Annotated in this window: 14 protein-coding genes; 2 read left to right on the forward strand and 12 right to left on the reverse strand. The window is 65.7% G+C overall.

All coding sequences use genetic code 11. The annotated features are described in order from the left end of the window. Positions 1-63: 63 nt before the first annotated feature. Positions 64-1,485 (reverse strand): amidase, encoded by a 1,422-nt coding sequence (locus ACXJMY_RS02895; RefSeq protein WP_456617805.1) that lies wholly within the window; start codon positions 1,483-1,485, stop codon positions 64-66. A 123-nt stretch (positions 1,486-1,608) separates the two neighbouring features. Here ACXJMY_RS02895 and ACXJMY_RS02900 point away from each other — a divergent pair, with 123 nt between their 5' ends. Beyond that, positions 1,609-2,496: a LysR family transcriptional regulator gene (locus tag ACXJMY_RS02900; protein ID WP_456617806.1), complete on the forward strand. Its 888-nt coding sequence runs from the start codon at positions 1,609-1,611 to the stop codon at positions 2,494-2,496. A gap of 6 nt (positions 2,497-2,502) precedes the next feature. Here ACXJMY_RS02900 and ACXJMY_RS02905 read toward each other — a convergent pair whose 3' ends face one another. The 9 genes from ACXJMY_RS02905 to ACXJMY_RS02945 form a co-directional block, all read right to left on the reverse strand. Continuing rightward, the gene (locus tag ACXJMY_RS02905; RefSeq protein ID WP_456617807.1) at positions 2,503-3,438 is read right to left on the reverse strand and encodes a carbohydrate kinase family protein; all 936 of its coding nucleotides are present in this window, start codon (positions 3,436-3,438) and stop codon (positions 2,503-2,505) included. Positions 3,439-3,443: 5 nt separating this feature from the next. Beyond that, on the reverse strand, positions 3,444-5,090 hold the full coding sequence (locus ACXJMY_RS02910) for an FGGY-family carbohydrate kinase (protein ID WP_456617808.1): 1,647 nt from the start codon (positions 5,088-5,090) through the stop codon (positions 3,444-3,446). A 38-nt stretch (positions 5,091-5,128) separates the two neighbouring features. Beyond that, the gene (locus ACXJMY_RS02915; protein WP_456617833.1) at positions 5,129-5,902 is read right to left on the reverse strand and encodes an SDR family NAD(P)-dependent oxidoreductase; all 774 of its coding nucleotides are present in this window, start codon (positions 5,900-5,902) and stop codon (positions 5,129-5,131) included. Between the two features lie 42 nt (positions 5,903-5,944). After that, the gene (locus ACXJMY_RS02920; protein WP_456617809.1) at positions 5,945-6,952 is read right to left on the reverse strand and encodes an ABC transporter ATP-binding protein; all 1,008 of its coding nucleotides are present in this window, start codon (positions 6,950-6,952) and stop codon (positions 5,945-5,947) included. Between the two features lie 15 nt (positions 6,953-6,967). Next, positions 6,968-7,798, reverse strand: a complete 831-nt coding sequence (locus ACXJMY_RS02925) for a carbohydrate ABC transporter permease (RefSeq protein ID WP_456617810.1) — start codon at positions 7,796-7,798, stop codon at positions 6,968-6,970. Positions 7,799-7,802: 4 nt separating this feature from the next. Beyond that, entirely contained in the window at positions 7,803-8,675 is an 873-nt protein-coding gene (locus ACXJMY_RS02930; protein WP_456617811.1) for a carbohydrate ABC transporter permease, read from the reverse strand. Positions 8,676-8,770: 95 nt separating this feature from the next. Next, the gene (locus ACXJMY_RS02935) at positions 8,771-10,084 is read right to left on the reverse strand and encodes an ABC transporter substrate-binding protein (protein ID WP_456617812.1); all 1,314 of its coding nucleotides are present in this window, start codon (positions 10,082-10,084) and stop codon (positions 8,771-8,773) included. Between the two features lie 343 nt (positions 10,085-10,427). Further along, positions 10,428-11,378: a sugar-binding transcriptional regulator gene (locus ACXJMY_RS02940; RefSeq protein ID WP_456617813.1), complete on the reverse strand. Its 951-nt coding sequence runs from the start codon at positions 11,376-11,378 to the stop codon at positions 10,428-10,430. A gap of 7 nt (positions 11,379-11,385) precedes the next feature. Further along, positions 11,386-12,045, reverse strand: coding sequence for an HAD family hydrolase (locus ACXJMY_RS02945; RefSeq protein ID WP_456617814.1), 660 nt, complete (start codon positions 12,043-12,045; stop codon positions 11,386-11,388). Positions 12,046-12,310: 265 nt separating this feature from the next. Between ACXJMY_RS02945 and ACXJMY_RS02950 the strand changes: the two genes are divergently transcribed. Continuing rightward, positions 12,311-12,718 (forward strand): hypothetical protein, encoded by a 408-nt coding sequence (locus tag ACXJMY_RS02950; RefSeq protein ID WP_456617815.1) that lies wholly within the window; start codon positions 12,311-12,313, stop codon positions 12,716-12,718. Positions 12,719-12,772: 54 nt separating this feature from the next. Here the strand turns inward: ACXJMY_RS02950 and mmsB are convergent, their stop codons facing one another. Beyond that, entirely contained in the window at positions 12,773-13,963 is a 1,191-nt protein-coding gene (gene mmsB / locus ACXJMY_RS02955) for a multiple monosaccharide ABC transporter permease (protein ID WP_456617816.1), read from the reverse strand. After that, positions 13,960-15,537, reverse strand: a complete 1,578-nt coding sequence (gene mmsA, locus ACXJMY_RS02960; protein WP_456617817.1) for a multiple monosaccharide ABC transporter ATP-binding protein — start codon at positions 15,535-15,537, stop codon at positions 13,960-13,962. Before mmsA ends, mmsB begins: the two co-directional genes overlap by 4 nt. Positions 15,538-15,618: the final 81 nt, after the last annotated feature.

Below are 15,618 nucleotides of genomic sequence, written 5' to 3' on the forward strand. Positions count from 1 at the left end.
ATCCGCGGCACGATCAACATGTCCGGGCGCCGGAAGCAAGAGCTTTGCCGCATGCGCATCCCCTCAAGCCGGCCAGCGGGACAGAAGGTCGTGCGAGGCCTCGAACAGCGCGCTGACGCGCAGCAATTCCGCATCAGCCCGGAAATGGCCGACCAGCTGAAGCCCGATCGGCAGGCCGTCGCGGGCGAAACCGCTGAGCAGGCTGACCGCGGGGTGCCCGGTCATGTTGAACGGCATGGTCCAGGGGAACCAATGCGGCCGGACACTGTCGAAATGCTTGCCGTCGATCTCGATGGTGCCGAACAGATCCTGCTTGATCGGCAGCGCGGTGCGCGTGAGGGTCGGCATCGCCAGCAGATCGCCGCGCGCAAGCAGCGATTGCACCCGGCGGAACAGCGCGGTGCGCGCGAACATCGCCTCCTGGTAGTCGACGCCGCTGACCTCGGTCGCGAGCGCAAGCTGCTTGAGGAAGGCTTCGCTCAGCTCGTCCTTGTGCTCGGCCGCGAGCTTTGCAAAGCGCGTGCGCCAGACGGTGTGGTTGATGGCGCGCCAGATCGGCTCGATGTCGAAGCCGTCGCCGGAAAACTCCTCGAGCTCGGCCCCGAGGCCCGCCAGCCGGTCGAGGCTGGCCTTGAAGCTGGCCGCGACTTCGGCGGACACCGGGCGCCCGGGCGGCGAAGCGCAGAACAGGATCCTTTGCCCGCGCAGATCGCCGCGCGGGGCGGCCGTGCCGATGAAATCGGGCACGGGGACGCTGATCGACCAGGGATCGCAGGCATCCTCGCCGGCCATCGCCTGCATCATCAGCGCAGTATCGGCGACGGTGCGGGTGGTCGGCGTCACATAGGTCTGGTTGCCGAAGACATCCATGGCCTGGCTGTGCGGGATCACGCCGTTGCTCTGCTTTAAGCCCACCACGCCGTTGCAGGCGGCGGGAATCCGCGTCGAGCCGCCGCCATCGGTCGCAATCGCGAGCGGCGCGATGCCGCTGGCCACCGCCACCGCCGCGCCGCCGCTGGAGCCGCCGGAGGAACGGCACGCATCCCACGCGTTTCGGGTGCGGCCGAACAGCGGCGAGTCGGTCAGGCACTTGCTGCCGAATTCGGGCGTCGTGGTCTTGCCGATCAGGATGGCGCCTTCGGCGCGCAACCGCGCGACCGCCACGGCATCCTCGGCCGGCACATTGTGCTTGTAGGGAACGGCGCCGAAGGTGGTCTTCACGCCCCTGGTGTTGACGATGTCCTTGACGGTGACGGGGATGCCGTGCAGCAGGCCGAGCGGCTCGCCCGCCATCATTTTGCGCTCGGCCTCGCGCGCCTGCGCCATCGCCTCGTCGCCGCAGATCGTGATGAAGCAGTTCAGCTCGGGTTGGAGCGCCTCGGCGCGCGCCAGCACGGCGCGGGTGACCTCGACGGGCGAAATCCGCTTTCCGGCAATGAGGCCGCGCAGTTCGGTTGCGGACAGCAGGCAGGGATCGCCGTTCATCGTCAGGTCATGCTCCGAGGCCGGCCCTCATTGGCCGATAGCATTGACAGCGATGATGACAGTTTTGTTAACTCGCCGTCCAATACGATTTTTGACACCAACCCATACGTTTTCGGTATGCCAATGGATCTTCGCCGGCTCCGCTATTTCGTCGCCGTGGCCGAGGCGCGCAGCGTCGGCAAGGCTGCCGAGCGGCTGCGCATGGCCCAGCCGCCGCTCTCGGTGCAGATCCGCAAGTTGGAGGCCGAGGTCGGCGCGCCGCTGTTCCGCCGCGGCACGCGCGGCATGGACCTGACCGAGGCGGGCCAGGCGCTGCTGGCGCGCGCCGGCGAGGCGCTGGCGCTTGCGGCCGACGGCGTCGAAGCCGCGCGCGCGGTCGCGGCCGGCAGCCGTGGTCGACTGTCCGTCGGCTACATGTTCGTGCTGGCGAACGCGATGCTGCCGCGTCTCATCCCCGAGCTGCGGCGATCCATTCCCGGCGTCGATCTCGACTTCGCCGAGCTCAGTGCCTCGACGCGCGAGGCGCGGCTGCTCGACCGCAGCGTCACCGTCGCGCTATGCATGCCGGCGATCCACCATCCCGAGATCCAGGTGGCTCGGATCGGCACGCAACCGTTCATGCTGGCGATGCCAAACCGTTCGCCGCTTGCGCGCCTGAGCACGGTGCCGATGGCACGACTACAGGGCCGTCCGCTGATCGCGCTGCCGCCTCCGGAGCAGGACCCCTCCTCCTCCGTGGTCGCGGCCCTGCTGCGGCGGCATCAGATCGTGATGCCGATCGCCGGCCGGGTGGAGACGGTGCATTCGGCGATGAGCCTGGTTCTCGCCGGTGAAGGCCTTGCGATCCTGCCCGCCTGCGCGCAGCTCGGCGCGCCGCGCGGCGTCGTGTTCCGGCCGCTGCGGGACGCCACCGACTCCTTCGACATCGCGGTCTGCTGGCGTCGGGATTCCCAGAGTCCGTTGATCCGCACCTTCCTCAAATGCGCCGAGAAGGTCGTGGCACGGCTGTGACGGGGGCTACCAGCTCCAATTGATCTCATGGCTCCAGGGCGGATCGGCGCCCGGGCGGGTGCAGGTCAGGCCGGCGCAGTTCGCGGCAAAGGACAGCGCGCGGCGGAGCTCGTCGGGGCTGATGTCCTTCAATTGCCGCCTTGCGAGGCGTCCCTGCTTGTGCAGGGCGAACAGCAGCGCCGCCTGAAAGCTGTCGCCGGCGCCGATGGTGTCGGCGACCGCGACCTGGGGCGCTGTGACTTCGATCTGCCCTGCCCCCGCGTGCCAGGCGATGGCGCCGTTGTTGCCGCGGGTGATGACGACGAGGCTCGTGCCCTGCCCGAGCAGCATGCTCGCGCGCTGTTGATACGGCTCTTCGCCGAAGAGATAGGCGAAGTCGACGTCCGACATCTTGATGAGGTCGGCGCCATGCGCGAATTCGACCATGCGCGCGAGATAGGCCGGCTTGTCCTTGACGAGGTTGGGGCGGCAGTTCGGATCGAACGAGATGGTGGACGATATCCGCGCGTCCGCGATCAGGGCTTTCGTTTCGGCCGCGCCCTGGTCATTGACCAGCGTGGTCGAGCCGATATGGAGGGCTTCGACCGTATCGAACGGAATCGACCCGCGCCGGTAGGCCCAGTTCCGCGTCGCGGTCTCGGCATCGTAAAAAGCGTAATGCGACTCGCCCGCGACGATGCGCACGAAAGCGAGCGTGGTCTGGTGGTCGCTGCGGGTGGCGAGGCCGAGTTCGACATGCGAAGCGGTTGCGTGGTCCGCGATCATGCGCCCGAACATGTCGGTCGAAATGCCGCCGATGAAGCCCGTCGGCGCACCGAGCCTCGCCATGCCGATCGCGACGTTGAGGCAGGAGCCGCCGACGGCCGGCATCACCGCCTCGCGGCCGTCGCCGCTCCGCGTCGGCACAAAGTCGATCAGTGCGTCGCCGCAGGACATCAGCATCCGTTTCAACCTCCGGCCATTCCGCGCATCGCCGCGCGGCTGCCGCGATCGACCTCGCGCAACAGCTTATAGACGTCGCGCTTGCGGGCGTGAAACGCGGCCAGGTCGGGCGCGGTCGGCTCGCTGAGACGTCCGAGCGCCGACATCTTTGCCATGGTCTCGCCGATCGAGGCATAGGCACCGCCAGCGACCGCACCCAGCATCGCCGCGCCCAGCAGCACCGGCTCCCTGGTCTGCGGCAGCGCGACAGCGAGGCCGGTGGTATCGGCCATGATCTGCCGCACCAGCGAACTGCGGCTGGCACCGCCGCCCATGATCATGATGCTGGAATGAACGCCGTGCGCGGCAAAGGCCTCGATCACCTCGGCGAGCCCATAGGCGAGCCCGCAGAGACCGGCGACGAACAACCGCTCCATCGCGCCGATATCGGTGTCGAGATCGAGGCCCGCGATCACCGCGCGGGTGTCGGGATCGGCGTAAGGCGAACGATTGCCGATGAACTCGGGCAGCACGTGAATGTCGCGCGCGATCAGCGCGGCGCGGCTGGCGTCGCCGGCGCGCGCAATGATGCGCCGCTCGAGGAATTCGATGAGGTCGAGGCCTTCGTTGCGCGCTGCGGCGCTCGCCTCGCCAAAGCCGGGATGCGCCTTGAGGAGATGGTCGATCGCCGCCCCCGCCGCCGACTGGCCGCCCTCGTTGAGCCAGAAGTCCGGCACCATGCCGGAGTAATAAGGGCCCCACACGCCGGGCACGAAGCACGGCTCCTTCGTCGTCGCCATGATGCAGGCCGACGTTCCCATGATGTAGGCAAGGCGGTCGCAGACGTCCGTCGCCGCGCCCGATCCGTCGCGGCCGCCGATCGCGCCGATGCCGCCGGCATGCGCGTCGATCAGCGACGCGCCGACCGGTGTGCCGGGCGACAGGCCAAGCTCGGCCGCCGCCGCGCGCGTGAGCCCCGCGCCGAGCCGCGTGCCGGGCGCGACGATGTCCGTGCCGATACGCGCGTAATTTTCGTTGACGAAGTCCGACAGGCCGATGCGCTTGAAGAATTGCGCGCTCCAGCCGCCACCGTCATGAGCGAGATAGTTCCACTTGCAGGTGACGGTGCAGGTCGAGCGCTGGAGCGAGCCGGTCGCGCGCCAGGTCAGGTAATCTGCCAGATCGAAGAAATGACCGGCGGCGTCGAAGCTCGCGCGCAGATGCCGCTTCAGCCACAGCAGTTTCGGCATCTCCATCTCGGGCGAGATCGAGCCGCCGACATAGCGCAGCACCGCGTCCTCGGTCTCGTTGATCAGCCGCGCCTCGGCCGTGGCGCGATGATCCATCCAGACGATGACATTGCGCTGCCTGTCGCCGGAACCGCTGACGGTGACCGGCCCGCCTTGGGGATCGAGCACCACCAGCGAACAGGTGGCGTCGAAACCGATGCCGCTGACGCTGTCGGGCGCGATTGCAGCTTCCGCCATCGCCGCCCGCACCGATTTGACGCAGGCCTCCCAGATGTCGGAGGACGACTGCTCGACGATGTCGCCGGCCTCGTGCCAGATCCTGATCGGATGCCGGGCGGTCGCCAGAAGGGTGCCGGCCTCGTCAAACACCCCTGCCCGCGTGCTCGTGGTCCCCACGTCGACGCCGATATACGCTCGCGGCATTGTTGCTCCCGGTCGCTCCCGTCAGTTTTGACGCAAGCCTACCAGCAAGTGTAGCCGCCATCCACCAGCACGATGCTGCCGGTCATCAGGCTCGCGGCCTCTGAGCTGAGGAACAGCACGACGGAGGCGATCTCCTCGACCTGGCCCATCCGCGCCATCGGGGTTCCGCCGATCCAGGCGTCGTACATTCTGGGATTGCTCTTCACGAAGGCGTTGAGCGGCGTCTCGATATAGGTCGGCGCCACCGCGTTGACGCGGATGCCGCGGGCGCCCCATTCGGCGGCAAGCGACTTGGTCAGGTGGTGCACCCCGGCCTTGGAGGCGTTGTAGAAGCTCTGCTCCTGCGGCTTGTTGACGATGAAGCCGGACATCGAGCCGACATTGACGATGACGCCGCTCTTGGCCTTCAGCATGTGCTTGCCGAATTCGCGGCAGCACCAGAAGGTGCCGTTGAGATTGACGTCGATGACGTTGAGCCAGTGCTCGTCGGTGACGGTCTCCGCCGGCGTCTCGCTGCGGGCGATGCCGGCATTGTTGACCAGGATGTCGACCTTGCCATGGCGGGCGACCAGGTCGTTGGCGACCTCGGCCACGCGCTTGGTGTCGGTGACGTCCATGATCGCGGTCTCGGCGTCGTAGCCTTTCGCCTTCAGGCTGGCTTTCGCGCTGTCGGCGACCTTGCTGTCGCGGTCGCCGATGACGACCCTGGCGCCGGCTTCGGCGAGCGCCTCGGCGCAGGCGAGCCCAATGCCCTGCCCGCCGCCGGTGATGAACGCGGTCTTGCCGTTCAGCTTGAATTTTTCCAGGTACATGTTGGTCACTTTCCGTCTCTTGCCGTCTCTTGCCGTTTCTTGTCAGCCCCGAATGGCGTTGCCGCTCGCATCGAAGCGGTGGATCCGCGCAGGCTCCGGCACCAGCGACACGCGGTCGCCGGCATGCAGGCTCAATTCGCCGATGTAGCGCGCGGTCAGCATGCCAAGCGGCCCGGCATCGACGTAAAGGAAAGTATCGCTGCCGAGATGCTCGGCGACCGCGATCGTTCCCTGCCAGCCGCCGCCGCCGTCGCGCTCGATCTTGAGGTGCTCAGGCCGCACGCCGATCGTGATCGCGCCCTGCTGCCTGGCGGGCTCGCCGGTGACGAGGTTCATCTTCGGCGAGCCGATGAATCCTGCGACGAAGAGATTGGCCGGCTTCTCGTAGAGCTCCAGGGGCGAGCCGTATTGCTCGATCTTGCCGGCGTTGAGCACGACGATCTTGTCGGCCATGGTCATGGCCTCGACCTGATCGTGGGTGACGTAGATCGCGGTGGTGCCGAGCTGCTTCTGGAGCCGCGTCACCTCGATCCGCATCTGCACGCGCAAGGCCGCGTCGAGGTTCGACAGCGGCTCGTCGAACAGGAACGCCTTGGGCTCGCGGACGATGGCGCGGCCGATCGCGACGCGCTGGCGCTGGCCGCCGGAGAGCTCGCGCGGCTTGCGGTCGAGATAGGGCGCGAGGTTGAGCGTCGCCGCCGCCGCCTCGACCTTGCGGTTGATCTCGTCCTTGGCCAGGCCCGCCATCTTCAGCCCGAAGCCGATATTGCCGCGCACGCTCATATGCGGATAGAGCGCGTAGGACTGGAACACCATCGAGAGCCCGCGCTTGGCCGGCGGCGTGTCGACGACGTTCTTGCCGTCGATCAAAATCTTGCCGCCGGAGACGTCCTCGAGCCCGGCGATCAGCCGCAGCAGCGTGGTCTTGCCGCAGCCGGACGGGCCCACGAACACCACGAAGGAGCCATCCGCGACGTCGAGATCGGCGCCCTTGATGATGTGCACGGGGCCGAAGGATTTCTGCACGTCCTGAAGTGTGATCTGACCCATGATCCGGCAGCCCCTTTACTTCACAGCGCCGAAGGTGAGCCCGCGCACGAGCTGCTTCTGGCTGAACCAACCGAGGACGAGAATGGGCGCGATCGCCAGCGTCGAGGCCGCCGACAGCTTTGCCCAGAACAACCCTTCCGGGCTCGAATAGGACGCAATGAACACGGTGAGCGGCGCGGCGTTCGAGGTTGACAGATTGAGTGTCCAGAACGCCTCGTTCCAGGCCAGGATCAGATTGAGCAGCATGGTCGAGGCGAGGCCCGGGATCGCCATCGGCGTCAGCACATAGACGAGCTCGCGGCCGATGGTGGCCCCGTCCATGCGCGCGGCCTCCAGGATGTCGCGCGGGATCTCCTTGAAATAGGTGAACAGCATCCAGATCACGATCGGCAGATTGCCGAGGCACAGGATGAAGACGAGGCCGATGCGGGAATCGAGCAGGCCGAAAGACTTGTAGATCAGGTAGATCGGCACCAGCACCCCGACCGGCGGCATCATCTTGGTCGAGAGCATCCAGAGCAGGATGTCCTTGGTGCGCTTGGTCGGCGAGAACGCCATCGACCAGGCCGCGGGGATCGCGATCAACAGCGCAATCAGCGTCGAGCCGCCGGCGATGATGATCGAGTTCATCGCATGGTGCAGATAGTCGCTGCGCTCCTGCACCGTGGCGTAGTTTTCGGTGGTCCAGTGGAAGAACAGGAAGGACGGCGGAATGGCGAAGGCTTCGAGCTCGGTCTTGAAGCTCGCCAGCACCATCCAGAGGATCGGAAAGAAAATCAGGAAGCCGAAGAACCACGCTCCGATGGTCGATACCACCACCCGCTGCGTCGTTGCCATCCGCGCCATGGTCTCATGCCTCCAGATTGCGGCCGACGATACGGACGAGGAAGAAGGCGACGATGTTGGCGATCACCACCGCGACGAGGCCGCCCGCGGACGCGCTGCCGACGTCGAACTGGATCAGCGCCTGCGCATAGATCAGGAACGCGATGTTGGTGGTCTGAAGGCCCGGCCCACCGCCCGTGGTGACGTAGATTTCGGCGAACACCGTCAGCAGGAAGATAGTCTCGATCAGGATCACCACCGTGATCGGACGCGCCAGATGTGGCAGCGTGATGTAGATGAAGGCCGAGACCGCGCTGGCGCCGTCCATCTCGGCGGCTTCCTTCTGTTCCTCATCGAGCGATTGCAGCGCCGTCAGCAGGATCAGGGTTGCAAACGGCAGCCATTGCCAGGCGACGATCAGGATCACCGCGAGCAGCGGCGCGTCGGTGAACCAGTCGATCGGCGTCAGCCCGAACACCTTGGCGATCCAGGCAAACAGCCCGGACACCGGATGCATCAGCAGGTTCTTCCAGACCAGCGCGCTCACCGTCGGCATCACGAAGAATGGCGCGATCACCATCAGCCGCACGATGTTGCGGCCGATCACGGGCTGATCGAGCAGCAGCGCCAGGGGAATGCCGAGCAGGATCGTCAGCGCCAGCACCGAGCCGACCAGCACCAGCGTGTTCTGGAGCGAGGCGAGGAAGGCGGGATCGGTGAGGAAGTAGCGAAAATTCTCGAGGCCAACGAACGCTTCGGAGCCGGGATCGAGCAGGCTGTAATGCAGGGTCGAGAAATAGATCGTCAGCGCGAGCGGGACGATCATCCAGATGAACAGCAGCCCGACGGCCGGGGTCAGGAGCGACCGCGCAAGCAATTGCGTCTGCCGGGTTGCCATCGCTAGCTTCTCCGCTGGAAGAAGAAGGCGGCCATCCATCCGGGGCTGGGCTGATGGATGGCCGCCAGTTTGAGCTCAGGAGGGAGAGCTCGGGTTCACTTGATGTAGCCGGCGCGCTTCATCTCGCGCTCGGTCACCGATTGCGCCGCGGTGAGCGCGGCATCGACCGTCATCGATCCGGCAAGCGCGGCAGAGAATTGCTGGCCGACCTGGGTGCCGATGCCCTGGAATTCCGGGATCGCAGCGTATTGCACGCCGACATAGGGCACCGGCTTCACGGTCGGCTTGTTCGGATCGGCGGCATCGATCGAGGCCAGCGTCAGCTTGGCGAACGGCGCGACCTTCAGATATTCAGGATTCTGGTAGAGCGAGGTCCGCGTGCCCGGCGGCACATTGGCCCAGCCCTCCTTCGACGCCACCAGCTTGGTGTAGTCCTTGCTGGTCGCCCAGGCGATGAACTTCTCGGCGGCTTCCGTCTTCTTCGAGCCCGCGGGGATCGCAAGGCTCCAGGCCCACAGCCAGTTGGCGTTCTTGCCGAGTCCGGTGTTCGGCGCCATCGCAAAGCCGACCTTGTCGGCGACCTTCGACTCCTTCGGATTGCTGACAAAGGACGCCGCGACCGTCGCATCGATCCACATCGCGCATTTGCCGGCGTTGAACAGCGCGAGGTTCTCGTTGAAGCCGTTGGAGCTCGCACCGGGAGGGCCGGCCTGCTTCATCAGGTCGACATAGGTGGTGAGCGTCGTCTTCCATTCCGGCGTGTTGAACTGCGGCTGCCAGTTCTCGTCGAACCAGCGCGCGCCGTAGGAATTCGCCATCGCCGACAGGAACGCCATGTTCTCGCCCCAGCCGGCCTTGCCGCGCAGGCAGATGCCGTAGACGCCCCCGGCCTTGTCGGTCAGCTTCTTGGCGGCGTCGACCACGAACTCCCAGGTCGGCTTCTCCGGCATCTTCAGCCCGGCCTTCTCGAACAGGTCGGTGCGATACATCACCATCGAGCTCTCGCCGTAGAACGGAGCGGCGTAGAGCTTGCCGTCGACGGAGACCGCGTCCTTGATCTTCGGCAGGAGGTCGGCGACGTCGTAGTCGGCGCCGAGATTGGCGAGCGGCACCAGCCAGCCCTTCTTGGCCCAGATCGGCACCTCGTAGGTGCCGATGGTGAGGACGTCGAACTGCCCCCCCTTGGTGGCGATGTCGGTGGTGACGCGCTGGCGCAGCACGTTCTCCTCCAGCGTCACCCATTTCACGGTGATGTCGGGGTTCTTCGCGGTGAATTCGTTGCTCAGCCCCTGCATGCGGATCATGTCACCGTTGTTGACGGTGGCGATAGTCAGGGTCGTTTCGGCCATCGCCGGGACGGACAGCAGCAGGCAAGACGCGCCGCAGACGGCGCCGAGGACGTGTTTCACGGTGACCTCCCTCAACTCGCGCTTTTGAGCATATGCCCACGCGTTGGGCGTATGTTCAACTTGGGGAAGGCGCTTGTCAAGCAGGCGCGCGAGTGTTCCCGCAACTTATGAGTGCTGCGGTGCGGGAGAGGCTCTCGTGCGCTGCGGTGGCAGTTGTTCGGACCGAGCGCCCGCGGCTTGCTCCACCTCTCCCGCTTGCGGGAGAGGTCGTATCGCATCGAAGATGCGATACGGGTGAGGGCTTCTCCTCTTGGGGAGCCCCAATGCGGAGACACCCTCTCCCCACCCCTCTCCCGCAAGCGGGAGAGGGAGCGCGGTCCCGATGCGGCTACGGCGAACGGCCTCAGCGCTCCAGAATCGCCCTTGCGGTCGCCTCGTCGGTGATCAGCCCGTTGATCAGGCGTCCATTCAGCGCGGCCGCGATCGCCGGCACCTTGGCGGCGCCAACGGCGGCACCGATCGTCGTGGTCTTCGCCGGCACTTCCGGCGGAATGCTGGTGAGGCGCTTGTTGGTGCCCGCCTTGAGCAGGCGGCCTTTGGCGTCATAGGCCCAGCCGGTGATCTCGCCGATGGCGCCCTGCCGCATCATCTCGAACAATTCATCGCGGGTGACGAAACCGTCGACATGGACCTGCGCCTTCTGGTCCATCTGGCCGATGCCGACGAGACGCAGATCGGCCTTGGCCGCCACCGCCTTCACCTTCGCGATCGGCTCGATCCGGACCATCCTGTTGCGCTCGTCCTCCGAGGACATCAGGAACGGCAGCGGCATCGGATAGTGCCGCGCGCCGGTGCGGTCGGCGAGCCGCCCGACGGTATCGTAGAAGCTCGCCGAGCCGTCGGCGGAGATGTTGCCGACCAGCGACACGATCTGGTGGTTGGGCCGGTCGATCGGCGTGACGCGCTCGACCGCGGCACGCACCGCGCGCCCCGTCCCGAGCGCGACGATGACCGGCGTCTCCGAGCGCAAGGTCGCGTCGAGCAGATTGGCGCAGCGCTCGGCGATGCCTGCAGTGGCCTGCGGCGCCGCAGGATCGGCCGGCACCACCTCGCAATAAGCGAGATCGAAGCGCTGCTTCAGTCGCGCCGCCAACTCCATGCAGGCCGCGATGGGATGCTCGAGCCGGAAGGTGATCAGCCGCTCGGCGAGGCACAGCGAAACCAGCCGCTGGGCGGAGGCCCGCGACACCTGGAGCATCTTTGCGATCTCGTCCTGGGTGTGGCCGGCAATGAAGTAGAGCCAGCCGGCGCGCGCGGCATCGTCGAGCCTGGATTTTTCGTTCTCGGCGGCCATGGCGGCGCTACGCGTCCTTCCAGAAATCGGTCATGCGCGCAAAGACCCGATCGGCCCCGGCGCCGGACAATATAGCGTGGCCGTCGCGTCCGCGATAATGGCTGCCGCCGACAAATCCCCAGACGGTCATGCCGGCGGCCCTGGCCGCCTGCACGCCGCTGATGCTGTCCTCGATCACCAGGGTGCGGGCGGGTGAGATCTGCATCTTCCCGGCGGCGTAGAGAAACAGGTCCGGCGCCGGCTTGCCATGCTCGACCATTTGCGCGGTGTAGAGCCGGTCGCCAAAATGCGATGCGAGACCCGTGACGTCGAGTGAGAGCGCGACCCGGTCGAGATCGCTCGAAGACGCGACGCAAACAGGCGCCTTCAATTCGGACACCACAGCGTTCACCCCGGAGACCGGCTGCAGTGAAGCCGCAAATGTCTCCAGGACGCGCGATTTCAGGCGCGGAAGAAAACCGTCGGGCAAGATCTGTCCGCGGGCGCGATAGTATTGTCCGATCGCAGCCGTGCTGCGCCCGAGGAAAAGCTCGAGCGCCTGATCCACGCCAAGCTCGAATCCGAACTCGGACAGCACCTCCGACAGGCACCGACAGCTCAACAGCTCACTGTCGACGAGCACGCCGTCGCAGTCGAAGATGATCAGATCGGGGCCACCGTTCACCATCGGGCCATTCGATCATATACCCAATCGATGAGCAATAGTTCACCCAAACATGGTGTCGCGGGCCGAGGTAACCGCATCTATGCAACTGCCCCAGTGTCGGGGGCGGCTTCTCCACACCTCGCCACTTGCCGCTAGATCGCCGGCAGCGCCGCAGGCAATCGCCTGATGTTACCGACGATGATCGGACGGGAACTAGGCGGACTTAACGGAATCTTAAATTTGTGCCAATGATCTGCTCGTCTCAGCCGCGACGCGCGAGAATCGCATGCTCAAAGACGGCACATACAGGGCGTGGTTCAAGACACCGACCGGTCAGGGCACCGGCATCGCCCATGTCGCGGACGGGGTTATCTGGGGCTGTGATGGGGTCATGACCTACAGCGGCTCCATCGCAATCGACGGCGATCGATTTACCGCGACCGTTCTGACCAAAAGGCATACCGAACAGCTGCCGACGGTGTTCGGAACCGACGATGAACTCAAGCTGACGCTGGAAGGAACGTGCGCCGGCAAGATCGCGCGATACACCGGCACGGCCGAGCAGTTCCCCGGCGTGCTGCTTGAAGGAACGCTCATCCTCAGTGAAGACCAGCCGCCCGCGCCGGCGACGAACGGGCCGGCAGCGACATTCGACCCGGCCAAACTCCAGAAATTGCCAAAGCGCTCCCGCTGACGAAGCGATAGACGCCGGCGCACGAGCGGCCAGGCCGGCGCAGTCGATCGCGCTCTATCTCCGCTGATTATACACGTCGATGCAGACGGCCCCGAGCAGCACCAGGCCCTTGATCACCTGCTGGTAGTCGATGCCGATGCCGAGGATGGACATGCCGTTGTTCATCACGCCCATGATCATGGCGCCGACCACGGCGCCGCCGACCCGCCCGACGCCGCCGTACGCCGAGGCGCCGCCGATGAAGCAGGCGGCGATGACGTCGAGCTCGAAGCCGAGGCCCGCTTTGGGGGTTGCGGTGTTGAGACGCGCGGCGAAGACGAGGCCGGCGAGCGCGGCCAGCACACCCATGTTGACGAAGGTGAAGAAGGTCAACCGCTCGGTCTTGATGCCCGACAGGCTTGCCGCCTTGGCGTTGCCGCCGACCGCGTAGATCTGCCGCCCGATCACGGTACGACGGGTGACGAAGCCGTAGAGCGCGATCAACGCGCCCATGATCACCAGCACGTTGGGCAGGCCGCGATGCGAGGCGATCAGATAGGTGAAGTAGAGCACGGCGCAGGCCAGCAAGATGCTCTTGCCGAGGAAGAAGGCATAAGGCTCGACCTCGATGCCGTGCGACTGCTCGCGCGACCGGCCCTTGGCGCTGACATAGACGAGGCCGAGCGCGAGCACGGCGCCGATCAGCATGGAGGTCGGATGCAGYGTGCCCGCCTCGGGCAGTATCTCCGGAATGAAGCCCGAGGACAATTTCTGGAAGGTCGCCGGGAACGGCCCGAGCGACTGGCCCTGCAACACCGCAAGCGCGAGGCCCTTGAACACGAGCATGCCGGCCAGCGTCACGATGAAGGACGGAATCTTGAAATAGGCTACCCAATAGCCCTGCGCCGCGCCGATCGCGGCACCGACGACGAGACAGGCGATGAAGGCGAGCGTGTAGTCGACCTTGTAGGTCACCATCAGCACGGCGGCCACCGCGCCGACGAAGCCCGCGACCGAACCGACCGAGAGGTCGATATGGCCGGTGACGATCACCAGCAGCATGCCGAGCGCCATGATGACGATGTAGCTGTTCTGGAGCACCAGGTTGGTGAGGTTGAGCGGCTGCAGCAGCGTGCCGCCGGTCATGACCTGGAAGAACAGCATGATCGCGATCAGCGACATCAGCATGCCGTAGTTGCGCAGATTGTTCTTGATGAAGCTGCCGTGCCGGCGCTCCTCGGGCAGCGACACCGTCTTGTCGGTCATGGCTGCGATCCTCCCATCTCCGCGGCCTCAGGCACGCCGTTTCCGTTGCTTCTCTGGTTGCGCATGATGGCGCGCATGATCTTCTCCTGCGTCGCCTCAGTACCCGGGAACTCGCCCACGAAGGCACCGTCGTTCATGACGCAGATGCGATCGCAGATGCCGAGCAACTCGGGCATCTCCGAGGAGATCACCACGACGCCGCGACCGGCCTCCGCGAGTTCGTTGATGATACAGTAAATCTCGTATTTGGCACCGACGTCGATGCCCCTTGTCGGCTCGTCCAGGATCAAAACCTTGGGGTCGGTCATCAGCCATTTCGACAGCACCACCTTCTGCTGGTTGCCGCCGGAGAGCTGGCCGGTCTCCTGGTAGACGTCGGAGCAGCGGATGCGCATGCGATTGCGATAGTCGCTGGCGACCTTCAGCTCGGCGATGTCGTCGATCACCTTGCCGGGCGCGACCTGGTCGAGGCTGGCCAGCGTGATGTTCTTGCGGACGTCGTCGGCCAGGATCAGCCCGAGCTGCTTGCGGTCCTCGGTGACATAGGCGAGACCCGCATCGATGGCGGCCGCGACACTGGGTAGCGCGATCTCACGGCCCTCGAGCCGGATACGGCCGCTGACATTGGTGCCCCAGGAGCGGCCGAACAGGCTCATCGCGAATTCGGTGCGGCCGGCGCCCATGAGTCCCGCAATGCCCACGACCTCGCCGCGCTTGACGCTGAAATCGACGTTCTTGATCACCTGCCGCTCGGGATGGATGGGGTGATAGACCGACCAGTTCTCGACGTTGAGGACCGGTTCGCCGATCTTTGCGCTACGCTCCGGGAAACGGTGAGCCATATCGCGGTTGACCATGCTGCGGATGATGCGGTCTTCCTGGATCGGCTCGGCACGGCAGTCGATGCTGTCGACGGTGCGGCCGTCGCGCAGCACGGTGATGTGGTCGGCGACCTCGGCCACCTCGTTGAGCTTGTGCGAAATCAGGATCGAGCCGATGCCCTGCGCGCGGAACGCCATCAGGCGCTCGAGCAGCGCGGCGCTGTCGGCCTCGTTCAGGCTCGCGGTCGGCTCGTCCAGGATCAGCATGCGCACGCGCTTGGACAGCGCCTTGGCGATCTCGACCAGCTGCTGCTTGCCGACGCCGAGATCGGTGATCAGCGTATCCGGCGATTCCTTGAGGCCGACCTGCGCCAGCAGCTCGCGCGTGCGCCGGTAGACCTGATCGCGATCGATGACGCCGAATTGCGCGGGCGGATGCGACAGAAAGATGTTTTCCGCGATCGACATCAGCGGGATCAGCGCCAGCTCCTGGTGGATGATGATGATGCCGAGCGCCTCGGAATCGTTGATGTCGCGGAAGCGCCGTTCCTCGCCCTCGAAGACGATGGTGCCCTCGTAGCTGCCATGCGGATAGACCCCGCTCAGCACCTTCATCAGGGTGGATTTGCCGGCGCCGTTCTCGCCGACCAGCGCGTGGATCTGCCCGGCGTGAACCGAGAAGTTGACGTCGCGCAGCGCCTGCACGCCGGCAAAACTCTTGCTGACGTTGCGCATCTCCAGCATGGCGGTCATGATTTCACGTCCCTCGATCGCTGTTAGCTAACCTCTCCCCGCTTGCGGGGAGAGGTCGGATCGCATCGCAAGATGCGATCC

The organism is Bradyrhizobium sp. P5_C12, assembly GCF_054049735.1.

Bases quoted from the DNA above. Each gene is read 5' to 3' on its own strand.
- ACXJMY_RS02925 (WP_456617810.1), bottom strand. From the start codon at position 7,798: ATGGCGCGGATGGCAACGACGCAGCGGGTGGTGGTATCGACCATCGGA.
- ACXJMY_RS02915 (WP_456617833.1), bottom strand. From the start codon at position 5,902: ATGTACCTGGAAAAATTCAAGCTGAACGGCAAGACCGCGTTCATCACC.
- ACXJMY_RS02950 (WP_456617815.1), top strand. From the start codon at position 12,311: ATGCTCAAAGACGGCACATACAGGGCGTGGTTCAAGACACCGACCGGT.
- mmsA (WP_456617817.1), bottom strand. From the start codon at position 15,537: ATGACCGCCATGCTGGAGATGCGCAACGTCAGCAAGAGTTTTGCCGGC.
- ACXJMY_RS02920 (WP_456617809.1), bottom strand. From the start codon at position 6,952: ATGGGTCAGATCACACTTCAGGACGTGCAGAAATCCTTCGGCCCCGTG.
- ACXJMY_RS02905 (WP_456617807.1), bottom strand. From the start codon at position 3,438: ATGCTGATGTCCTGCGGCGACGCACTGATCGACTTTGTGCCGACGCGG.
- ACXJMY_RS02900 (WP_456617806.1), top strand. From the start codon at position 1,609: ATGGATCTTCGCCGGCTCCGCTATTTCGTCGCCGTGGCCGAGGCGCGC.
- ACXJMY_RS02895 (WP_456617805.1), bottom strand. From the start codon at position 1,485: ATGAACGGCGATCCCTGCCTGCTGTCCGCAACCGAACTGCGCGGCCTC.
- ACXJMY_RS02940 (WP_456617813.1), bottom strand. From the start codon at position 11,378: ATGGCCGCCGAGAACGAAAAATCCAGGCTCGACGATGCCGCGCGCGCC.
- ACXJMY_RS02945 (WP_456617814.1), bottom strand. From the start codon at position 12,045: ATGGTGAACGGTGGCCCCGATCTGATCATCTTCGACTGCGACGGCGTG.
- ACXJMY_RS02910 (WP_456617808.1), bottom strand. From the start codon at position 5,090: ATGCCGCGAGCGTATATCGGCGTCGACGTGGGGACCACGAGCACGCGG.
- ACXJMY_RS02930 (WP_456617811.1), bottom strand. From the start codon at position 8,675: ATGGCAACCCGGCAGACGCAATTGCTTGCGCGGTCGCTCCTGACCCCG.